The following is a 19600-nucleotide window of genomic DNA, read 5'->3' as shown; positions in this document are numbered from 1 at the left end:
AAGCAGGCAGGTCCAATTGGTTGTTTGTGAATGTGTACAAAGAACAAATTGAGTATAATTAAAGCAAGTCAATTCTCTGAGCCAGAGTGATCCCCTAGGTGGAGCTCTGGCTCTTTTCTATTATAAATACAGCATACATTAAACAAAAAAATGCATTAATTCAAGATTTTATATATATGAAAAATACGGTCGTTATATAAAATAAAATTGCTAAAAATGGCAATTTTTGTTCATGGTTATAAAATTGATAGTTGACCAACCTAATATTTCCATGTTAATATTAGGTAATAACTGGATAAATATGGAATACTTGGTAGTTCAAGGGGGAAACTTCTTTTACTAAATTTAATATGAAAAGGTGGAGAGATTTGATGGTGAAAAAGGGTTTCTTACTACTTTTCACAATGCTGCTGCTTGTTGTGTTTACGGGATGTGGTAAGTCAACGACAGCGGGAGACGCTGCCAAAGCAGATGCTCCCCAAAAGATTAAAATTGGTATTATGACAACTACTGTTGCTCAAAATGAGGAGGAGTACCGTGCCGCAGAAAAAATGGTTAAGAAGTATGGAAAGGATGTAATCTTATTTAAGACTACGCCTGACAACTTTATGAAAGAGCAAGAGACGACCATTGCCAATATGCTGGCTTTTGCTGCCGATCCTGATTGTAAAGCCATCATCATGTGTCCGGCTGTTCCGGGTTGTGCGGCCGCCTTTGAAAAAGTAAGAGAAGTTAGGCCGGACATGCTTTTGATTGCCGGTGCCCCCAATGAAGATCCGGATATGGTTGCGAAAAAAGCGGACGTTATTCTCAATGTTGATGAACTGGCTATGGGCAAAACCATACCGGCTCAAGCTAAAAAGCTGGGGGCAACGACATTAGTGCATTATTCTTTCCCGCGGCATATGTCATATCCGTTGCTTGCACAAAGAAGAGATATCATGAGAGTTGAATCTGAAAAATTAGGGTTAAAGTTTATTGACGCAACCGCTCCTGATCCTTTAGGTGATGCCGGTGTGCCGGGAGCGCAGCAATTTATCTTGGAAGATGTTCCGAGAAAGGTTAACGAATTTGGTAAAAATACTAACTTCTTTAATACCAATTGCGCCATGCAGGAGCCGTTGATTAAAGCTACGCTGGATGCCGGCGGCCTTGACGCGCAGCAGTGCTGTCCCAGCCCGTTCCACGGCTATCCGGGAGCTCTTGGCATTCAAATTCCTCCAGAAAAGGCCGGCGATGTTTCCTATGTTTTAGAACAAATCAAAGCAAAGATTGCTGAGAAAAACGGAACAGGCAGATTCTCCACTTGGCCGGTACCTGTTAATATGTCTTTCATTGAAGCCGGTGTAGAATATTCGAAAGACTGGGCTGAAGGTAAATTCAAAGAGAAAAACAACAAGGAAGTTCTCATGAAGAAGTTATCGGAAGCCGCTGGCACCAAGATTGAAGCACAACTTCTTAAGACTACTGATAAATCAGGCAAAGAGACTACCCTGGACAACTTCTACCTCATTCTTATTGATTATGTAACGTTATAAGCGGTACTTAAGATTCAGCGGGAATAGTGGCGGCCGCTGATTCGTGGAAAAATTGAATGTTTTGTGTATGGTAAGGTTGCTGTTCAATAAGCAACCTTGCTATGCATAAGACGGATTTGAATGTATAGCCGCAGGGGGATGACAAATGGCTGCAGAGTATTTGCTTGAGATGAATAATATTGTCAAAGACTATTTTGGCAATAAGGTGTTGAAAGGGGTAACAATCAAGGTAAGAGCAGGCGAAATTCATGCGCTGGTAGGGGAAAATGGGGCAGGAAAATCCACACTGATGAATATTCTGTTTGGCATGCCTGTTATCTATAGTACTGGCGGGATTAAAGGCGAGGTCGTTTTGGAGGGAAAACCGGTGACAATCGAATCTCCCAAAACGGCGATGAACTTAGGAATTGGCATGGTGCATCAAGAATTTATGTTGCTGCCTGGATTTACTATTACGGAGAATATCAAATTAAACAGGGAAACGACCAAGCATAATCCGGTTAGCAAAGTCTTGGGAAACAGTCTCAAATCTTTGGACATACTTTCGATGCGAAAAGATGCGCAGAAGGCACTCAAGACATTAGGGATGAACGTGGATGACTGGCTGCCAATCGCCGGGCTGCCGGTAGGGTATATGCAATTTGTTGAAATCGCCAGAGAAATAGACAAAGAGAATATCAGATTGCTGGTGTTTGACGAACCGACAGCCGTGCTTGCTGAAAGTGAAGCTGACAAGTTGCTTGAGACAATGAAAATACTCGCCGCCCAAGGTATAGCCATTCTCTTTATAACCCACCGCTTGGATGAAGTTTTAGCGGTTGCTGATGCCATTACCGTTTTGCGTGATGGGACAAATGTTGGCTGTATGACCCATGAAGAGGCAAATCTCGAAAATATCGCGGAAATGATGATTGGTAAAAATGTTGAAAGGCTAGTGCCAACCGCCAAGGACGTACAAAGTCAGGAAGTAGCCCTTTCTATTAGAAATCTGAGTGTGACTATGCCGGGGGAAATGGTAAAAAACATAGATTTGGATGTGAAAAAGGGTGAAGTTTTAGGACTGGCCGGATTGGCCGGGCAGGGCAAGATTGGCGTGGCTAACGGCGTGATGGGGTTGTATCCTGCCACCGGGGAAGTTTTCAAGGGGGAAAGTCGACTGGAACTCAACAATCCTAAAAAAGCCATTCAAAACAAACTTGCTTTTGTTTCGGAAGATAGAAGAGGCGTAGGCTTACTTTTGGATACTTCGATTGAATTAAATATTATGATGACAAGCATGCAGATTCAGGGGAAGTTTCTTAAAGCATTCTTAGGAATTAAAGCCATTCAGATGGCCGATAACAAAAAAATTCGCGAACATGCTCTCAAGATGATTAAGGAGCTGGATATTCGCTGCACCGATCCGACGCAAATCACTAGAAGGCTTAGTGGCGGAAATCAACAAAAGGTATGCGTAGCACGGGCCTTGACACTGGAACCCAATATTTTATTTGTTTCTGAGCCAACAAGAGGGATTGATATTGGTGCCAAAAAGTTATTGCTGGATTTACTGGTCAAATTGAACCGGGAGTGGGGGATGACGATTGTCGTTACTTCCAGCGAACTTGGTGAACTCAGATCAATCTGTGATCGGATTGCAGTTGTTTATGGCGGAAAAATTGAAACTATATTGAGTCCGACGGCACCCGATGTTGATTACGGTTTAGCCATGGCCGGTAAATACAGTGACCGAGAGGAGACTGTATAATGGTACTTTGGCAAAAGATGACTGATAAATATGGCTATCCTAAAGTTTGTATTTCAATTTTCTTAGTAATTCTGGTTATTGCAGCGTTTCTGCAAAAACAGAATGTGGCGGCTATGCTTGGCGATTCGCTGGTAAGAACAGCGATGAACGGTATCCTGGTATTGGCCATGGTGCCAAGTATTATGTCGGGGACAGGACTAAACTTTGGCTTGTCTTTAGGTATTATTACCGGACTGCTGGCTGGCTGTATCAGCATTGAGATGGACATGCGCGGGATGGCGGCGTTTATCTGGGCTGTCGTTATATCGATTCCGCTTTCGGCGGTTATGGGCTATGGCTATGGCTGGATACTGAATAAGGTAAAAGGTGATGAAATGACGGTAGGCACCTATATGGGCTTTGCGATGGTATCGCTTATGTCTATTGGCTGGCTGCTTATTCCGTTTAAAAGTCCGGAGATGATCTGGGCAATTGGCGGCCATGGTTTGAGGACTACCATTGCTCTCAGCGGCAGATATGCTAAAGTATTGGATGATTTGCTGGCTATTCCGTTTTTTGGCTCGAAGATTCCAACTGGTGCGATCCTGTTTTTTGCTGTTTTCTGTCTGCTCATGTGGTTGTTTATGAGATCAAAGACCGGTATTGCCATGATGGCAGCAGGCGATAATCCTAATTTTGCCGTGGCCTCGGGGATCGATGTCGACCGGCAGAGGATGCTTGGAACGGTAATCTCTACAATACTCGGTGGAATCGGCATGCTGGTATATGCCCAAAGCTTTGGCTTTTTGCAGCTATACCAAGCGCCGCTGATGATGCCGTTTGCAGCGACGGCAGCCATCTTAATCGGTGGAGCGTCAGATAAAAAAGCAACTATTTCCCATGTTGTTGCCGGTACAATCCTGTTTCAGACACTTTTGACCATATCCCTGCCGGTTATAAATTCAGCGGTAAATGTAGGAAATCTGTCCGAGGTAACCCGCATCATTGTCAGCAACGGAGTTATCCTCTACGCTTTGACAAAAGTGGGAGGTAATCACTCATGAATACTGGATTAGTCACTAACGTTAAACAAGTATTTTCGCTTGACTGGTTGAAAAATTTTCTCAGGGCCAATACTGTGCCGCTGATTTTCCTGGCGCTGTGTATTGCCACAACGATTGCGTCACAATTATCATTGCAATTTGTTATTAATGAATTGGTAGTTCGCTTGTCAAGAAATCTGTTTTTAGTTATCTCCCTAATTATTCCGGTACTTGCAGGTATGGGACTTAACTTTGCTTTGGTTATCGGTGCGATGGCCGGCCAAATTGGCTTGATTGCGGTAAAAATCTGGGACGTTGGCGGACTAGCGGGGTTTGCCACAGCGGTATTGGTAGCTACGCCTTTTGCAGTTTTGTTTGGTTATCTGACTGGTGTTACCTTAAACAAGACAAAAGGGCGTGAAATGATTACCAGCATGATACTGGGTTTTTTTTCTAACGGTCTTTGGCAGCTGGTGTTTCTGCTGTTTATTGGCACGCTCATCCCGGTTTATAACCCGGAAATCGTTTTGAAAGGCGGGGTGGGACTCAAGAACGCGATTGACCTCAAGTTTATCCAGTATTCTTTGGATAAATTGATTTATTTTAAAATAAGCGGCATTACCATACCGGTAATGACTTTTGTAACCGTCATTGCCGTATGCTGGTTTACCCGGTTTATTGTCACGACAAAAATAGGACAAGAATTTAGAGCATTGGGTCAGGGCTTGCACATCGCAGAAGTCGCAGGAATTCCAACAGATAAAGTCCGCCTGATTGCCATAGTGATTTCCACAGTTTTGGCAGCATGGGGGCAGATCATATTTTTACAGAATATCGGTACCTTAAATACCTATAACAGTCATGAGCAAGTAGGCATGTTCGCTATTGCCGCGTTGTTAATTGGTGGCGCCACTGTTGCAAAAGCAACAATTACTGATGCTGTCATCGGGACGCTGCTCTTTCATACGTTGTTTATTGTGTCTCCTCAGGCTGGCAACAATTTGTTTGGCGATGCGCAGATCGGCGAATTTTTCCGGGTTTTTATTGCCTATGGCATTATCGGTATTTCCTTGCTGCTACATGCCTGGCATAAATATATGGAAAATAAAAGGAAGACTATGCAGGAATAAGTGAATAGGAGGACAGTAGCTATGAAGCAGGAACGAGTGAATAAAATCTTAGAAGTACTGGCTGAGAGAGGTATTCCTCAATTGGTGATTGCCGATCCGGCCGCTATCTTTTATCTGACAGGGAAATGGATTCAGCCGGGAGAACGGATGCTGGTGTTATACCTTTCTGTAAAAGGAAATCACAAACTATTTATTAATGAGCTCTTTCCGGTATATGACGATCTGGGCGTAGATAAAGTTTGGTTCAATGATACACAGGATGCGGTGGCTATACTTTCTCAGTATATTAATAAGGAAAGTCCTGTTGGCATTGATAAAAACTGGCCGGCTCACTTTTTATTAAGGCTGATGGAGCAAGCTGGCGGCAGTCGGTTTGTAAACGGCTCAGTCATTTTAGATCAGGTCAGGATGTGTAAAGATGGGCAGGAGAGAGCTTTGATGCGGGATGCTTCACGGGTTAATGATGTGGCGATGGGACAACTGGTGCGGCTTATACCGGGTGGCTATTCTGAACAAAGGCTTGCTCAGCGATTGACCGTTATTTATGACGAGTTAGGAGTTGGCTGCTCGTTTGCCCCGATTATTGCCTATGGTGCCAATGCGACAGATCCCCACCATGAACCGGATGCTTCCATGCTGCAGGAAGGTGAAAGTGTTATCCTTGATATCGGCTGCAAAATGAATGGCTATTGCGCGGATATGACCCGGACGGTCTTTTATAAATATGCGCCTGATTTTGCAAAAAAAATATATGATATAGTTTTTGAGGCTAATAAACGAGCGATTGATATGGTAAAACCTGGTGTCAGATTTTGTGATATTGATGCCGCGGCCAGAAATCATATTGAAGCTGCTGGTTACGGTAAGTATTTTACCCATCGTACAGGGCACTCTATTGGTCTTGAGGTACATGAATTTGGTGATGTTTCTTCGGTGAATACCGCTCAAGTTGAACCGGGGATGACATTTTCCATTGAACCGGGGATCTATTTGCCGGGAGAAGTCGGAGTGCGGGTTGAAGACTTGGTGCTGGTGACAGAACATGGATGTGAAATATTAAACAGTTTCGAGAAAAATCTTACGATTGTAGGTTAAACTGAATTTGCTATACCTCGTGGTCTGTAAACCCTAATTCTATAGTGTTCTTACGAGCTCTTTTCCGCCCTGCTTTGTTGTCGTCGGCTTACATATTTCCGATATGCGCACCTCCTCCGCCTCGCAGGACGAAAAACCTCTCGTAATTCATCCTATAGCCTTAGAGTTTACAGACCACTAGTAGGCCTATTAGCCGGAGTGCTGATAGGCCTTTTAATTACGACATACCTATAAATTTATAAAAATGAAAAAATGTTCATGATGGTGAAAATAATACTGGATTTTTTAGGGTATATAGATTATTATTAAATTAATATTTAATAATATGATGAGACATGAGGGATTTTTGTGAACAAAGATATTGGCAGCAAAGTTAAAAACTTAAGAACCAGGAAAAAAATGACGCTAAAGGATTTAAGCGAAAAAACCGGTTTATCAACTGGCTTTTTATCACAATTGGAAAGAGGCTTAACGTCAATTGCGACCGATTCTCTGGAAAAAGTCGCTGAGACATTAGATGTCGATTCGTCCTTTTTTTTCGCGGGGTGTACGAAAAACCGGAACTCGATTATTCGTAGTTATGAAAAAGAAGTGTTTCAGATTATTAGCGGACGCTTTATCCATTACCACCTGACAGATAATTCAGGGGATAAGGCGATGTTGCCGAGATTGATTGAACTGTTGCCCATTAACAGTGATGAGGATATTTCCCCGTACGCTCATGAAGGGGAAGAGTTCGTTTATGTGTTGGAAGGCACATTAACACTTTTTCTCAATAATGAACAATTTGAGCTGTTTCCCGGTGACTCAGCCCATTACAGTTCTTCGCAGACCCACAACTGGGCTAACTATACCAACAAGATGGTTCGCTTAATTGTAACAAGTGTTCCGAATCCGTTTCAGAACCGAGGGGATAACGGTGAAGACCGCACTGATATTTAATATCCAGAAATTTTGTGTGCATGACGGGCCGGGGATCCGGACCACACTGTTTTTTAAAGGCTGCCCGCTGCATTGCTTATGGTGCCATAATCCCGAAAGCCAGGCTTTTGCCAAACAAATCTTATGGACACAGGAAAAGTGCACTGGCTGCGGCCTGTGCGCAAGAGCGTGTCCGCAACAGGCCGTTCATGTTGGACGCCGGGGTGTTACTACCGACTGTGAACAGTGTGTGTTATGTGAAGCGTGTATTGACGCCTGCATCAACAATGCGCGGGAGATTGCCGGCACGGAGTACACGGTCAGCCAGTTATTGGCTGAAATTGAAAAAGACCGGCCGTTCTATGATCAGTCTCGCGGCGGGGTTACGTTGTCAGGCGGGGAAGTGATGAGCCAGATCGATTTTGTGGCAGAGCTTGCCCAGGCCTGTAAGAACAGGGGAATTTCGGTTGCCGTTGACACGTGCGGGTATGCGCCTTTTAGCAGTTTCGAAAAAATTATGGATCATGTGGATCTGTTTCTGTATGACCTTAAAATCATGGATACTGGCTTGCACCTGCGGTATACAGGCAAGGATAATGCCGTCATTCTGGATAATTTGCAGAAACTTGCGCAAAACAACGCCCGGATTAATCTGCGGGTACCCTTGATTGAAGGGGTTAATGCCGATGACCGCAATATCCGGGACATGATTGATTTTGTTAAAACTATTCATTTGGAGGCCGTGAACCTTTTGCCCTATCACGATATTGGCAAGGGAAAATATGCGAAGCTGGGCATGAGGTATGACGAGGGGCAGATGCTGCCGCCGTTAGAGCAGCGCATGAACGAAATCAAAACGATGTTTGAAAAGGCTAATTTTAATGTGAAAATAGGGGGGTAGCAGTATGGAAGCAAGAGGAATGAATGAAAGGATTAAAAAACTAAGAAAACAAAGTGTGACAGCCGAGCCGCACTTATCGATGGAAAGAGCGGTGCTGGTTACGGAGGCTTATCAAAAATATGCCGGTACAGTAGAAACGCCCATTTTACGGGCGTTGACCTTTAAGCATCTTATGGAGAACAAAACGCTGTGTATTGATGAAGGGGAACTCATTGTCGGCGAAAAAGGCGAATTGCCGCAATACTCGCCAAGTTTTCCTGAATTATGCTGCCATACAATGGAAGATTTGGATGTCATGGACCGTCGTGACAAAATTTATTTTAAAGTAAGCGACAATGACAAAAAAATTCAAGCGGAAAAAATTATACCCTATTGGCAAAACCGGTCGATCCGTAAACTGATTTTGGACCGAATGACGCCGGAGTGGCTGGCTTGTTATGAAAGCGGCATCTTTACCGAATTTATGGAGCAAAGAGGCCCTGGCCATACGGTGGCAGGCGGAAAATTCTATAAGAAGGGGTTTCTTGATTTTAAGGCTGACATTGAACAAGCGATTGCTGCTTTGAATTTTTTGAGTGATCCACAGGCCTACGAGAAAAAGACCCAATTGACAGCGATGCAAATTTGCTGTGATGCCATTATTGCCTATGGCCGGCGGTATGCCGAGTATGCCAGAAAATTGGCTGGACAGCAGCCGGATCCCGTCAGAAAACAGGACCTGCTTGGCATTGCCGCTAACTGTGAGGTTGTGCCGGCACACAAACCGGAGACTTTTGCCCAGGCCATTCAGATGTACTGGTTTATCCATATTGGTGTAACCAGTGAAATCAATCCCTGGGATTCTTTGAGCCCCGGACGGCTGGACCAGCATCTGTACCCGTTCTATCAGCAAGGGATTGAGGACGGTACGCTTACCCGCGACAAGGCGAAAGAATTGCTGCAGTGCCTATGGATTAAGTTTAACAACCAGCCCGCGCCTCCCAAAGTAGGTATTACCCTGAAGGAGAGCGGCACATATACCGATTTTGCCAATATCAACACCGGCGGGGTTAAACCTGACGGGTCGGATGGAGTCAATGATGTTTCTTATCTCATTTTAGAAACAATGGATGAGTTAAAGCTGCTTCAGCCAAGTTCCAATGTGCAAATCAGCAAGAAAACGCCCCATTTCTTCGTGAAGAAGGCCTGCGAAATTTCCCGTAAAGGGTGGGGGCAGCCGGCGTTTTATAATACGGATGCCATTATTCAGGAATTATTAAGAGCTGGTAAGGATATCACCGACGCGCGTGAAGGCGGCGCCAGCGGCTGTGTAGAGACAGGCGCCTTTGGCAATGAAGCTTATATTCTGACCGGTTATTTAAATCTGCCGAAGATTTTCGAACTTACGCTTGGTAACGGCTTTGATAAAAATACCGGCAGGCAATTGGGTTTGAAAACCGGTGACGCCACTCAGTTTGCAACCTATGAGGAGTTATTTGCAGCATTTAGAGAACAGCTTCATTATTTTGTTAATGTTAAAGTGCAAGGGAATAACGTCATCGAGAAGATCTATGCCACGCAAATGCCAGTCCCCTTTTTGTCGGTGGTAACCAATGACTGCATTAAAAAAGGTATGGATTACAATGCCGGTGGCGCAAGATACAACACCAATTATATTCAGGGTGTGGGCATTGGCACGCTGACTGACTGCCTTGCCGCCGTTAAATATAATGTCTATGACCATAAAAAATTTACTATGGCCGCGCTGTTACAAGCCCTTGACGATAACTTTGACGGACATGAACAGATCGCCAATCTGGTGAGAAACAAAACTCCCAAATATGGCAATGACGATGAGTATGCCGACCGCCTTATGGTTGACGCCTTTGAGGCTTTCCATGATGAAGTTACGGGGAGAAAAACCATGAAAGGCGGCCAATACCGCATTGATATGCTGCCGACTACCTGCCATGTGTACTTTGGTTCGGTGATGGGAGCCAGTGCCAACGGTAGACTGGCGGAAAAACCGGTATCGGAAGGCATTTCCCCGGAGAAGGGAGCTGACCGGAAAGGACCGACAGCGGTTGTAAAATCGGCCGCTAAAATGGACCACCTACGTACCGGGGGAACGCTGTTGAATCAGAAGTTCACGCCGTCAGTCGTAGCCGGTGAACAGGGCCTGGAAAATATGGCGGCTTTAATTCGGACGTATTTCAGTTTGGATGGTCATCACATTCAATTTAATGTTATTGAAAAGAAAACGCTGCTGCAAGCACAACAGCATCCTGAGGATTATAAAGATTTAATTGTACGGGTCGCCGGCTATAGCGACCATTTCCATAATTTGTCCAAAGAGCTTCAGGATGAAATTATTGCGAGGACGGAACAAACGGTTTTCTAGGTGTATTTTTACAATGGACATTTACGATAGTCTAATGTATACAGACATACATTGTAAAACATGCATGTTTATGCTTGTTATTTAACCCATAATGTAATAGAATCTAGTTGCAAAATACAAATTTACTATTATGGGGGGGAAGGGAATTGCGTAAATATGTAAAAACAGTAAGCGTTTTTGTTGCTGTCCTTATGCTGAGTATTTTACTTGCCGGCTGTGGCGGCAGCAGTACCAGCAGCAACTCCAATGCGAGCCAGAAGCTTAAGATCGGTGTGGTTTATGAATTGACAGGGAACACGGCTTCTTATGGTAAGACTTCCATGAATGGAGCCGAATTAGCCTTTAAGGAAATTAACGCTAACGGCGGTGTGCTTGGCAAGCAGATTGAACTGGTTGTAGCCGATAATAAAGGCGAGCCGTCGGAGGCGGCCAATGCCATGACAAAACTGATTACTCAGGATAAGGTTGTTGCCGTTACCGGCTTTAGTGTCAGCTCCTGTGGTATTGCCGGCGGTGCCGTAGCGGAAGCCAATAAGATTCCGTTAGTGGCTGCTTCTACGACCAACCCCAGAGTTACTCTTAATGAAAGCACAGGCAAGGCCAAGGATTGGGTGTTTCGCGCCTGTTTTATCGATCCCCTCCAAGGGAAGGTAGCCGCAAACTTTGCCCTGAACACACTGAAGGCGAAGAACGTTGTTATTTTGACCGACTCAAGTGCCGACTACAGCAAAGGCCTGACGCAAGTGTTTGAAGAGTCATTTACCCAAGGCGGCGGCGCCATTATTGCTAAAGAAGCATTTTTGCAAAAAGACCAAGATTTTAAAAGCATTTTGACTAAGGTAAAAGCAGCCAATCCTGATATGGTTTACCTACCGGCCTATTATGAAGAAGTGGGCAAACTGATTAAACAAGCCCGCGAACTCGGTATTACCGCACCATTCCTGGGCGGAGACGGCTGGGATTCACCTAAACTGATTGAACTGGCCGGTCCGGAAGCGTTAAATCATACCTACATTACAAATAGCTTTACGGTTGAGGACACCAGCCCCAGATGCAAGTCCTTTGTAGAGGCATACCAAAAGGCTTATGGCATATTGCCGGATTCAACCGCTGTGCTTGCTTATGATGCCGCCTATATCCTTGTTGACGCCATCAAGCGGGCCAACAGTACGGACCCGGAGAAAATCCGCCAGGCTCTTGCCGCGACTAAAGACATTGAGCTTGCCACCGGCAAGCTGTCGATTGACGAAAACCATAACGCCGTCAAAAGTGTTGTCATTCTTGAATATGTAAACGGCAAGCAAACGTTTAAAGAAAGAATAAATCCTTAAATAACAGACAGCTGGCAATGAAATAGCGATAATAAAGGGATCTGTAGGCGGTGGCTTACAGATCTCTTTGTTATGTCTGCCGCACGCTGCCTTTTCGGGAAAAGGTATTTTTGGTAAAATTTAAATAGGGAACAATTCATGATTAAGGGGCTAACATGAAAGATTCACCCAAATGTATAAAATGCGAACATTACTATGTTACCTGGGATAAGGTCTTTCCTTATGGCTGCAGAGCTATGGGTTTTAAGACGTATAAAATCCCATCGGCAGTTGTGCGGGAATCCTCCGGCCGGGATTGCCTGGCTTTTGCCGAGAGGCAGAAGCGGGAATAAAAACCAATGCTCTGAGTAGGCAAATAAAGATTTTTAGAAACGACAAAGGAAGCTGGAAAGTGGGGATTGATATCATGAAAAACAATGACTGCGCCGGAGTTTGGTTTGATCAACTGGTTTGCGCTGGCCGGAAGCCTGAGAAATTTGAACAGGGAGAACCTTTGTTTTGGGATGATCCGCACATTTCCCAGAGCATGCTTGCCGCTCATTTAGCCTGCGATGCCGACGGTGCCAGCCGACGCCGGGAGACCATCGAGCGGACGGTGGTTCATCTTATCCGGCCTTCGCTGTTGCAAGCAGGCGGCTGCGTGCTTGATCTGGGCTGTGGTCCCGGTTTATACAGCAACCGGCTGTGCCGCCAGGGTATGAAGATGACCGGTATCGATATATCGGACAGGTCAATTGCCTATGCCCGGCAGACAGCCCGGGAACAGGAGTTGTCATCTACTTATATTTGCGGCAATTTCTTTGATCTGGCGTATGATCGTGAGTATGACCGGGTGTTGCAGGTCTACGGAGAATTGTGCACTTTTTTCGATCAGGCGAGGAACCGGTTATTGCGCATCATTCATAAAGCTTTGAAGGATAACGGATTATTTATTTTTGATGTTTCCACCCGTAAGCTGAGGATGCGGGAGGGCTTGACAGGGGAACCCTATACCAAAGATAGCGACTGGATCGCTCTGGCGGCAAGAAAGGTATAAAACAGTTTTTTGTCGAATTTTAATTAGTGGGGTAAGGCTGTAAACCTGCCTCACTGATTTTGTTTTGGAAACCGAAATACAATTACAATACCAATCAAAAGAGAAGAGGATCAACCCATGGTAATAACAATCAATAGAGCGATCTTACATATACTGGACTTTAATTCCGGCGTTACGGTTTTTTCCGAGCAGGAACTTGACAGAGAAAGCAACAGTGTTATAACTTTTTTAACCAAACATATTGAGAAGTCTTATAGCGGCCAAAATGCCAAAACAGGCGCATTCTATCCTCACAGCAAATTTAAAAGCCAGATCGAAGAGTACCTTGCGGGAACACTGGATTTCATCAGTTTTTCGGTCTATGTGGCGGAAGCAATGTATACAGCCATTTCGCAATCTGATGCCTTAGACCCTACCGATGTGGTGGTATGCGACTTTACGGTTGACGGTGAGCGGGTGATTGGCATCTTAAAATGTGCCAACCGGGTGGGCTTTATTCATCAAGTGGTGCAGGAAAATGAGAAGATTAAAAATGATATTATTAACCACTATGCCATTCTGCCCGGCGTTTCGCAAAAAATTGATGAATATGCCTTCATCGATGCGGTCTCGCTGGCCATTAAGTTTATTGATAAAAAACGGTCGGTGAATGGGCAGGAAACCTATATGATCGCCGAGCATATTCTGGAATGCAGCTCTGTCATTTCTCCCAAGAGTACCCTTGAGTTAGTTAATTCCATAACCCGTACAGTAGCCGAAAATCACGGAAAAAGTGCGCTAGAAGCTGTTTCCAAAAGCAAAAGCTTTATTGTTGATAACACGGAAGTGTCAGAATACCTCGATCCGGTCGAATTGGGCAAGGCGGTGTTTCAAGCTTCGCCAATCATGCAGCAGGAATATATCCAGGAAGTACAAAAAGCCGGTATACCGGAAACGGTAAAAATTGATAAGGCATTAGCTATTAAAACAGGAAAAAGCCATAAAATCAAAACCGATACCGGCATTGAAATTACATTTCCGGTAGATTACTTCCAAAATAAAGATTATATTGAGTTTATTAATAATCAGGATGGTACGTTGTCCATACAACTAAAAAACATCGGCAGCATTGTTAATAAATAAGGTATGCAGGTTAAGCCTCAAGGCTTATAGCCGAAGTTGATATAGAGCAAGCTGTTCGGGGAACACGCGGATGAACAATAATTGGTAGTATATACGGAGGGATATCTTGCGAGAAGGCTGGCCTGACGGATAGGAGCCTTTTTCCTTACAATCATGAGAAAAAGAAAAAATCATCGCTCACAAACCGACGAAAGGACATTGACCGAACTAATGTCTCAGTTTAAATCCTACATGACAACCATTCCGTTTGGGGTATTGCTGGCAGCGGGGTTGGCCTATACGCAGTTGCCGACAACTCTTTCGATAACTGCCGTAATAATCGGGTACTTATCCTTTGCTGTCTATGGCTTAGGCATGATATTGAGCTGGTGGTTTAACCGCAGCCGGGTCTTTTTTATTATGGTGATACTGGCCTGTTCCCAGTTTGCATTAAGTGAAGCGGCAGGCGCTATCTTTGGTGTTCCGGCCTTTTCTGAAACTCTATACCCCGTTATTTGTACGTTGTTTCCGGTCAATTTATTTATTTTTTCGCGTCTCAAGGAACGCGGCATTTTTACCGTCTGGGGTATAGGCCGTTTTAGTATTATTGCCGGTCAAATGTTTTATCTTGCGCTTGCGATTGCAGCCAACGACTATTCATTGCTTGCTTTTTTTTATAATGAAAATGGGGCAGCCGGCACGGCATTCTCCGTACAGGCTGTTTTGTTCTATGGAATTACCGGCCTGTTATTGGCAAGACGGCGAAAAAGCAATCAGCCACACCTTGAAAACGCCATACCCGTCTTATTACTCGCATCTCTGTTTGCCTTCTATCTGAAGCCGCAGCTAACTGCTGTGCCGCTTTTTCTGGGGACCGGCGGGATTATGCTCATCATAGCAGTCATGCAGGATTCCTATTCTATGGCCTATCTGGATGAATTGACAGGTTTGCCCGCCCGGCGTGCGCTTAAAGAAGATTTAATGAAATTAAGCGGCGATTATACGATTGCAATGATTGATATTGACTTTTTCAAAAAGTTTAACGATACCTATGGACATGACACCGGTGATGAGGTGCTGCGCCTGGTGGCATCTGTGCTTAAAACCGTGACGGGAGGCGGCAAGGCGTTTCGTTATGGCGGGGAGGAGTTTACCGTATTATTTCCCCACACTGCAATGGAAGAGGCCATTCCCTGCCTGGAACAGTTACGGCAGGCCGTGGAACAAACACCCTACGCCTATCGCGGAAAAAACGGGGGAAGAACTAAGAAAACGTCAGGCGGTAAAAAGCTCTTTGTCACAATTAGCGTGGGGGTAGCCGAACGCAGCGAGAAAAATAAGCAAACCGATGAGGTTATCAAAGCTGCCGACACAGCGCTCTATCGTGCGAAGAAGAAAGGACGGAACTGTGTCAGTAAATAAAGTTCGAAGATGGTAAAAAGGGCCTGTGGGAAACAACGCTATGTTTCCACAGACCCTTTTATATTGCGGCATGCTGCAATGTTTTAACAGCTATGTCAATGAAAGCCCGTAAAGCGGGTGAAAGCCACTTTTCCTTATGATAGATCAATTGCGCCTTAATTACGAAAGGCGGGCCGCCCCAGGGCAATGCCGCTAATTGACCGCCGGCCAGTTCATTGCTGATTGTAATATGAGGCAGAAAGCCGATTCCCCAGCCGTCGCTGACAAATTTTTTGATCACCTCATTACTGCTTACGCCTAACACTGATGACGGTTTGACACCGGCTTGGGTAAGAATGCTTTCGAAAAGCCGGCGATAGCTGCAGCCTGTTTCGGTGAGTATAAGGGCCTGGCCGCTCAAGTCTGCGGGCATAATGAACTGTTTTTGCGACAAAGGATGGTTGGGTGCTGCAATAACGGCCATTGGTTCATCATTGAGGATATGAGTAATGAGGTCGGCCTCATTGCAGGGAACATCAAGGAAAAAAACAATATCGACAGTATTTTTCCGGAGATGGGTGCGATAATCGTTGCAGATATCAAACCGAATGTTGAGTTCAACGTTTGGATATTGGGAACGGAAGGCTTTAAACACGTCAGGCAGGCGGTAGGTACAAAGGGACTCCGCTGTGCCGATGGTAAGGGTTCCTTTGGGAGTAAGGGAACTGGAGATTACGTCTTTGGCTTCAGCGGCCAGTTTAAGAATTTGTGTGGCGTAGATAGCTAAATTCTCACCATCTTTAGTTAGCTTTATTTGTTTGCCTAACCGTTCAAACAGCATGGTCCCCAATTCGCTTTCAAGTCCCTGGATCTGGCTGGTTACGGTAGACTGCGCATAGCCAAGATGATGGGCGGCCTTGGTGAAGTTGAGAAATTGTGCAGTTGTGGCAAAGGTTTTTAATTGACGGAGTTCCATAATTTCCCTCTAATCCATCGAATTTGGTGAAAGATATCATCGTTATTATCAATTTTACCTATTAATAATCCTATGATAATATAATTTTTGACAGAGGTCCAGAAAAATATGGATAGGGTAGGGGGAGAAGAATGATTAATGCTGTTAATGCCATGGAAATAAAACGGCGGGTACGGGAACTGGGGGCCGATTTATGTGGAATCGCGCCTGCGGCACGCTTTGAAGATGCGCCGCAAGGCTTTCAGCCAACTGATGTTCTGAAGGAGTGCAAAAGTATTATTGTAGTTGCTTTGCGTTTTCCGTTAAGTACCCTTTCAAGTTCGTCCCCGGCGGCCTACACTTTTGTTCGCAATCAATTATGCGGAAAAATTGATACTCTCACTTTTCAAATATCTTCAGAGCTGGAGCAACTTGGCTGTTGTGCCGTTCCCGTGCCCTCATCAGAGCCTTATGAGTTCTGGGATGAAAGCAGGCGGCACGGACAAGGCATAGTATCGCTAAAACATGCTGCCGTGCGGGCCGGACTGGGGAAAATGGGAAAAAATACGCTGTTAATCAATGACCAGTTGGGTAACATGCTGTGGCTGGGAGCGGTTCTTGCCGACGCCGACCTGGAGCCTGACCAGGTCGCCGACTATCAGGCATGCTTGCCAAATTGTAACATTTGTCTTGAGGCTTGTCCGGCCAAGGCGCTGGACGGTATCACTATTGAGCAGCGCCAATGCCGTGCGGTTTCCGCAAAGTATAGCGAAGGCGGCGGTGGAGTCTATACCTGCAATCTATGCCGGAAAATTTGCCCGCAATATAGAGGAATAAAGGTCGAAGCAGGATAAGGTTATAAAATGTTGCTCTTGGCATTTTACAAAATTTTACTTGACAAAAATAGGTAAAGGAGTATTCTATAACTAGACTTATTCTCAGGGCGGGGTGCAAGTCCCCACCGGCGGTAACCCGGAACATTCGGGAAGCCCGCGAGCGCTCCTTTTAACAGGAGGTCAGCAGATCTGGTGAAATGCCAGAGCCGACGGTATAGTCCGGACGAGAGAGGATAATACAGTTGATCAGAAGCTTTCTTGGACTCATTGTTGTCAATCGCTGTCTATCCGAACGCCCTGATTCTTGTAAGTCGACTATTATGAGGAGGCGACTACTTTGAATCAGAATTTACTCACTCAGTTTGGCAATTCGCGGGAAAGAGTGGAACAGGCTTTAGCCGCACTTAGAAAGGGACAAGGGGTTTTGGTGACAGATGATGAGCAGCGAGAAAATGAAGGCGATATTTTCTTTGCGGCAGAATCGTTGACCGAACAGCAAATGGCCATGTTAATTCGCGAAGGAAGCGGGATTGTCTGCTTGTGTTTACCGGAAGAAAAAGTGGCTATGTTAGGGTTGCCCATGATGGTGGAGAACAATACCAGTCATTTTCAGACGGCATTTACAGTATCGATTGAGGCTGCCTGCGGAGTTACGACCGGTGTTTCGGCTGCCGACCGGGTGACTACTGTTAAAGCCGCCACTGCGGATGGAGCTTGTCCGGAGCATCTTTGTTATCCCGGACATGTATTTCCTTTGCGTGCGCGTTCCGGCGGTGTTTTAGAGCGCGGGGGACATACGGAAGCCAATGTGGATTTAATGCGACTGGCTGGCTTGAAACCTTACGGGGTTTTGTGCGAACTCACAAATCCTGATGGGACAATGGCCCGGCTTGCGGAAATCGTGGATTTTGCCTGTAAGAATCATATGCCGGTAGTGACTGTGGAAGACATCATTAATTATCGGCGTGACACTGGGTTATAACAGTTGTTATTCATGAACATTATCCGTAGACGGTCTTTTGTCTGCGGATTTTTACTTTTGTTTCGGGTTTAACAACTCCAGCCGCGACAGCAGTTGCGGCGGCTCCAATAGGATAGTCAGCCGGTTCTCGTTTTGCAGATGTCTTTTACCAATAATCTCCGCCTGATAAAATGTTGATTTTTTTTCGTTGGCGGGATATAATATCAAAGTAACTTTTAAGGCCCTTGTGACGGTGAGATGAATGGATGATAACTACTATATGGGTCTGGCGCTGGCTGAGGCGCAAAAAGCCTTTGCATTGGGGGAAGTCCCGATTGGGGCTGTACTGATCATGGACAACCAGGTCGTTGCCCGAGGCCATAATAGGCGCGAAACCTGGCACGACTCCACAGCGCACGCGGAAGTCATCGCCATTCGGGAAGCCTGCCAAAAGCTGAATCGCTGGCGGTTGACGGGAGCTACACTTTATGTTACGATAGAACCGTGTCCCATGTGCGCGGGTGCGCTGGTTATGAGCCGTGTTGACAGGCTGGTATACGGCAGCCCGGATTATAAAGCAGGGGCAGTCGAATCGCTCTTTAATATTGTTCAGAACCCGGCGCTTAATCATCGTCTGGCAGTGACTGCCGGTGTACGTGCCGATGAATGTACCACATTAATGAAAGACTTTTTTCGATCTCGAAGAAAATAAACCACGGAGAGGTGTCCGAGTGGTCGAAGGTGCTTGACTCGAAATCAAGTGTCCTGTCAAAGGGACCGTGGGTTCGAATCCCACCCTCTCCGCCAGAGAAACCGCGGCTCTAAAGCATATCTAGAGCCGCTTTAATTTTCTTAATTATGGTTAACTTGTATCCAAAGTTGTATCCAAAACAAGGTAAAATTAAAGTTTTTACATATTTTACACACGTAAAAACACGGGGTTTATACAGGAAAACAAAATTATTTTTTAAGACGCTTCTCGAACTCTTCGAGGGCTTTTCTTTTTTCTTGTGGTATTAAGTGGAAGTAGGTGTTGTAAGTGATAGCGATATCCTATGGCCTAATCGCCGCGATACAAAGCTAATGTCTTCACCACTAGCTAATAAATGGCTGGCGTGCGTATGCCTCTTATGGGGAGCTCAACATAAACGGCATTATGTGGAGTCCTAGATTATGGGGAGTATCGCCTGAAAATGCCTTTTCTAGGACTTTTTTTATGAAAACACTCCCCATAATACTTTTTAC

At 45.2% G+C, this 19600-nt stretch carries 17 protein-coding genes, 1 tRNA gene and 1 riboswitch; of the genes, 17 read left to right on the top strand and 1 reads right to left on the bottom strand.

Annotation, left to right across the window (positions count from 1 at the left end; genetic code table 11):
- Positions 1-371: 371 nt before the first annotated feature.
- The 13 genes from BLR65_RS06290 to BLR65_RS06230 all read left to right on the top strand — a co-directional run bounded on the left by BLR65_RS06290 (position 372) and on the right by BLR65_RS06230 (position 15624).
- On the top strand, positions 372-1538 hold the full coding sequence (locus BLR65_RS06290) for a DUF3798 domain-containing protein (protein WP_093793344.1): 1167 nt from the start codon (positions 372-374) through the stop codon (positions 1536-1538).
- A gap of 145 nt (positions 1539-1683) precedes the next feature.
- Positions 1684-3285: a sugar ABC transporter ATP-binding protein gene (locus BLR65_RS06285; RefSeq protein ID WP_093793343.1), complete on the top strand. Its 1602-nt coding sequence runs from the start codon at positions 1684-1686 to the stop codon at positions 3283-3285.
- Positions 3285-4328, top strand: coding sequence for an ABC transporter permease subunit (locus BLR65_RS06280; protein ID WP_169717086.1), 1044 nt, complete (start codon positions 3285-3287; stop codon positions 4326-4328). Before BLR65_RS06285 ends, BLR65_RS06280 begins: the two co-directional genes overlap by 1 nt.
- The gene (locus BLR65_RS06275) at positions 4325-5437 is read left to right on the top strand and encodes an ABC transporter permease subunit (RefSeq protein WP_093793341.1); all 1113 of its coding nucleotides are present in this window, start codon (positions 4325-4327) and stop codon (positions 5435-5437) included. The genes BLR65_RS06280 and BLR65_RS06275 overlap by 4 nt, the downstream gene beginning before the upstream one ends.
- Positions 5438-5458: 21 nt before the next feature.
- Complete coding sequence (locus BLR65_RS06270) at positions 5459-6532, top strand: M24 family metallopeptidase (RefSeq protein WP_093793340.1); 1074 nt, start codon at positions 5459-5461, stop codon at positions 6530-6532.
- A gap of 348 nt (positions 6533-6880) precedes the next feature.
- Positions 6881-7474 carry a helix-turn-helix domain-containing protein gene (locus BLR65_RS06265; RefSeq protein WP_093793339.1) on the top strand — a complete coding sequence of 198 codons (594 nt, stop codon included), beginning with the start codon at positions 6881-6883 and terminating at the stop codon, positions 7472-7474.
- Entirely contained in the window at positions 7452-8354 is a 903-nt protein-coding gene (locus BLR65_RS06260; RefSeq protein WP_093793338.1) for a trans-4-hydroxy-L-proline dehydratase activase, read from the top strand. The genes BLR65_RS06265 and BLR65_RS06260 overlap by 23 nt, the downstream gene beginning before the upstream one ends.
- Before the next feature lie 4 nt (positions 8355-8358).
- Positions 8359-10734 carry a trans-4-hydroxy-L-proline dehydratase gene (gene hypD / locus BLR65_RS06255; RefSeq protein WP_093793337.1) on the top strand — a complete coding sequence of 792 codons (2376 nt, stop codon included), beginning with the start codon at positions 8359-8361 and terminating at the stop codon, positions 10732-10734.
- Between the two features lie 146 nt (positions 10735-10880).
- The gene (locus tag BLR65_RS06250) at positions 10881-12065 is read left to right on the top strand and encodes an ABC transporter substrate-binding protein (protein WP_245692508.1); all 1185 of its coding nucleotides are present in this window, start codon (positions 10881-10883) and stop codon (positions 12063-12065) included.
- A gap of 155 nt (positions 12066-12220) precedes the next feature.
- A complete protein-coding gene (locus BLR65_RS06245) occupies positions 12221-12397 on the top strand; it encodes a uracil-DNA glycosylase (protein ID WP_093793336.1) in 177 nt (58 codons plus the stop codon).
- A gap of 59 nt (positions 12398-12456) precedes the next feature.
- Entirely contained in the window at positions 12457-13101 is a 645-nt protein-coding gene (locus tag BLR65_RS06240; RefSeq protein ID WP_245692505.1) for a class I SAM-dependent methyltransferase, read from the top strand.
- Between the two features lie 117 nt (positions 13102-13218).
- On the top strand, positions 13219-14223 hold the full coding sequence (locus BLR65_RS06235; RefSeq protein ID WP_093793335.1) for a nucleoid-associated protein: 1005 nt from the start codon (positions 13219-13221) through the stop codon (positions 14221-14223).
- 153 nt (positions 14224-14376) lie between these two features.
- Positions 14377-15624, top strand: coding sequence for a GGDEF domain-containing protein (locus BLR65_RS06230; protein ID WP_093793334.1), 1248 nt, complete (start codon positions 14377-14379; stop codon positions 15622-15624).
- A gap of 58 nt (positions 15625-15682) precedes the next feature.
- On the opposite strand, the gene BLR65_RS06225 is transcribed toward BLR65_RS06230, so the two are convergent.
- A complete protein-coding gene (locus BLR65_RS06225; RefSeq protein WP_093793333.1) occupies positions 15683-16579 on the bottom strand; it encodes a LysR family transcriptional regulator in 897 nt (298 codons plus the stop codon).
- A gap of 131 nt (positions 16580-16710) precedes the next feature.
- On the opposite strand from BLR65_RS06225, the gene BLR65_RS06220 reads away from it, so the two are divergent.
- The 4 genes from BLR65_RS06220 (at position 16711) to BLR65_RS06205 (ending at position 19162) form a co-directional block, all read left to right on the top strand.
- Complete coding sequence (locus BLR65_RS06220) at positions 16711-17412, top strand: epoxyqueuosine reductase (protein ID WP_093793332.1); 702 nt, start codon at positions 16711-16713, stop codon at positions 17410-17412.
- 76 nt (positions 17413-17488) lie between these two features.
- Positions 17489-17633, top strand: a riboswitch (FMN riboswitch).
- Positions 17634-17731: 98 nt separating this feature from the next.
- Positions 17732-18376, top strand: coding sequence for a 3,4-dihydroxy-2-butanone-4-phosphate synthase (ribB, locus tag BLR65_RS06215; RefSeq protein ID WP_093793331.1), 645 nt, complete (start codon positions 17732-17734; stop codon positions 18374-18376).
- Positions 18377-18617: 241 nt separating this feature from the next.
- Positions 18618-19067, top strand: coding sequence for a tRNA adenosine(34) deaminase TadA (gene tadA / locus BLR65_RS06210; protein WP_245692503.1), 450 nt, complete (start codon positions 18618-18620; stop codon positions 19065-19067).
- 5 nt (positions 19068-19072) lie between these two features.
- Positions 19073-19162, top strand: a tRNA-Ser gene (locus BLR65_RS06205).
- Positions 19163-19600: the final 438 nt, after the last annotated feature.

Source organism: Sporomusa acidovorans, from assembly GCF_900101845.1.
GTDB classification, from domain to species: domain Bacteria; phylum Bacillota; class Negativicutes; order Sporomusales; family Sporomusaceae; genus Sporomusa; species Sporomusa acidovorans.
This window is presented reverse-complemented; position numbering and strand designations above follow the sequence as displayed.

Excerpts from the sequence above, each read along its gene's own strand:
- BLR65_RS06290 (WP_093793344.1), top strand. The coding sequence starts at position 372 with ATGGTGAAAAAGGGTTTCTTACTACTTTTCACAATGCTGCTGCTTGTT.
- BLR65_RS06285 (WP_093793343.1), top strand. The coding sequence starts at position 1,684 with ATGGCTGCAGAGTATTTGCTTGAGATGAATAATATTGTCAAAGACTAT.
- BLR65_RS06280 (WP_169717086.1), top strand. The coding sequence starts at position 3,285 with ATGGTACTTTGGCAAAAGATGACTGATAAATATGGCTATCCTAAAGTT.
- BLR65_RS06275 (WP_093793341.1), top strand. The coding sequence starts at position 4,325 with ATGAATACTGGATTAGTCACTAACGTTAAACAAGTATTTTCGCTTGAC.
- BLR65_RS06270 (WP_093793340.1), top strand. The coding sequence starts at position 5,459 with ATGAAGCAGGAACGAGTGAATAAAATCTTAGAAGTACTGGCTGAGAGA.
- hypD (WP_093793337.1), top strand. The coding sequence starts at position 8,359 with ATGGAAGCAAGAGGAATGAATGAAAGGATTAAAAAACTAAGAAAACAA.
- BLR65_RS06245 (WP_093793336.1), top strand. The coding sequence starts at position 12,221 with ATGAAAGATTCACCCAAATGTATAAAATGCGAACATTACTATGTTACC.
- BLR65_RS06235 (WP_093793335.1), top strand. The coding sequence starts at position 13,219 with ATGGTAATAACAATCAATAGAGCGATCTTACATATACTGGACTTTAAT.
- BLR65_RS06230 (WP_093793334.1), top strand. The coding sequence starts at position 14,377 with ATGAGAAAAAGAAAAAATCATCGCTCACAAACCGACGAAAGGACATTG.
- BLR65_RS06225 (WP_093793333.1), bottom strand. The coding sequence starts at position 16,579 with ATGGAACTCCGTCAATTAAAAACCTTTGCCACAACTGCACAATTTCTC.
- BLR65_RS06220 (WP_093793332.1), top strand. The coding sequence starts at position 16,711 with ATGATTAATGCTGTTAATGCCATGGAAATAAAACGGCGGGTACGGGAA.
- tadA (WP_245692503.1), top strand. The coding sequence starts at position 18,618 with ATGGATGATAACTACTATATGGGTCTGGCGCTGGCTGAGGCGCAAAAA.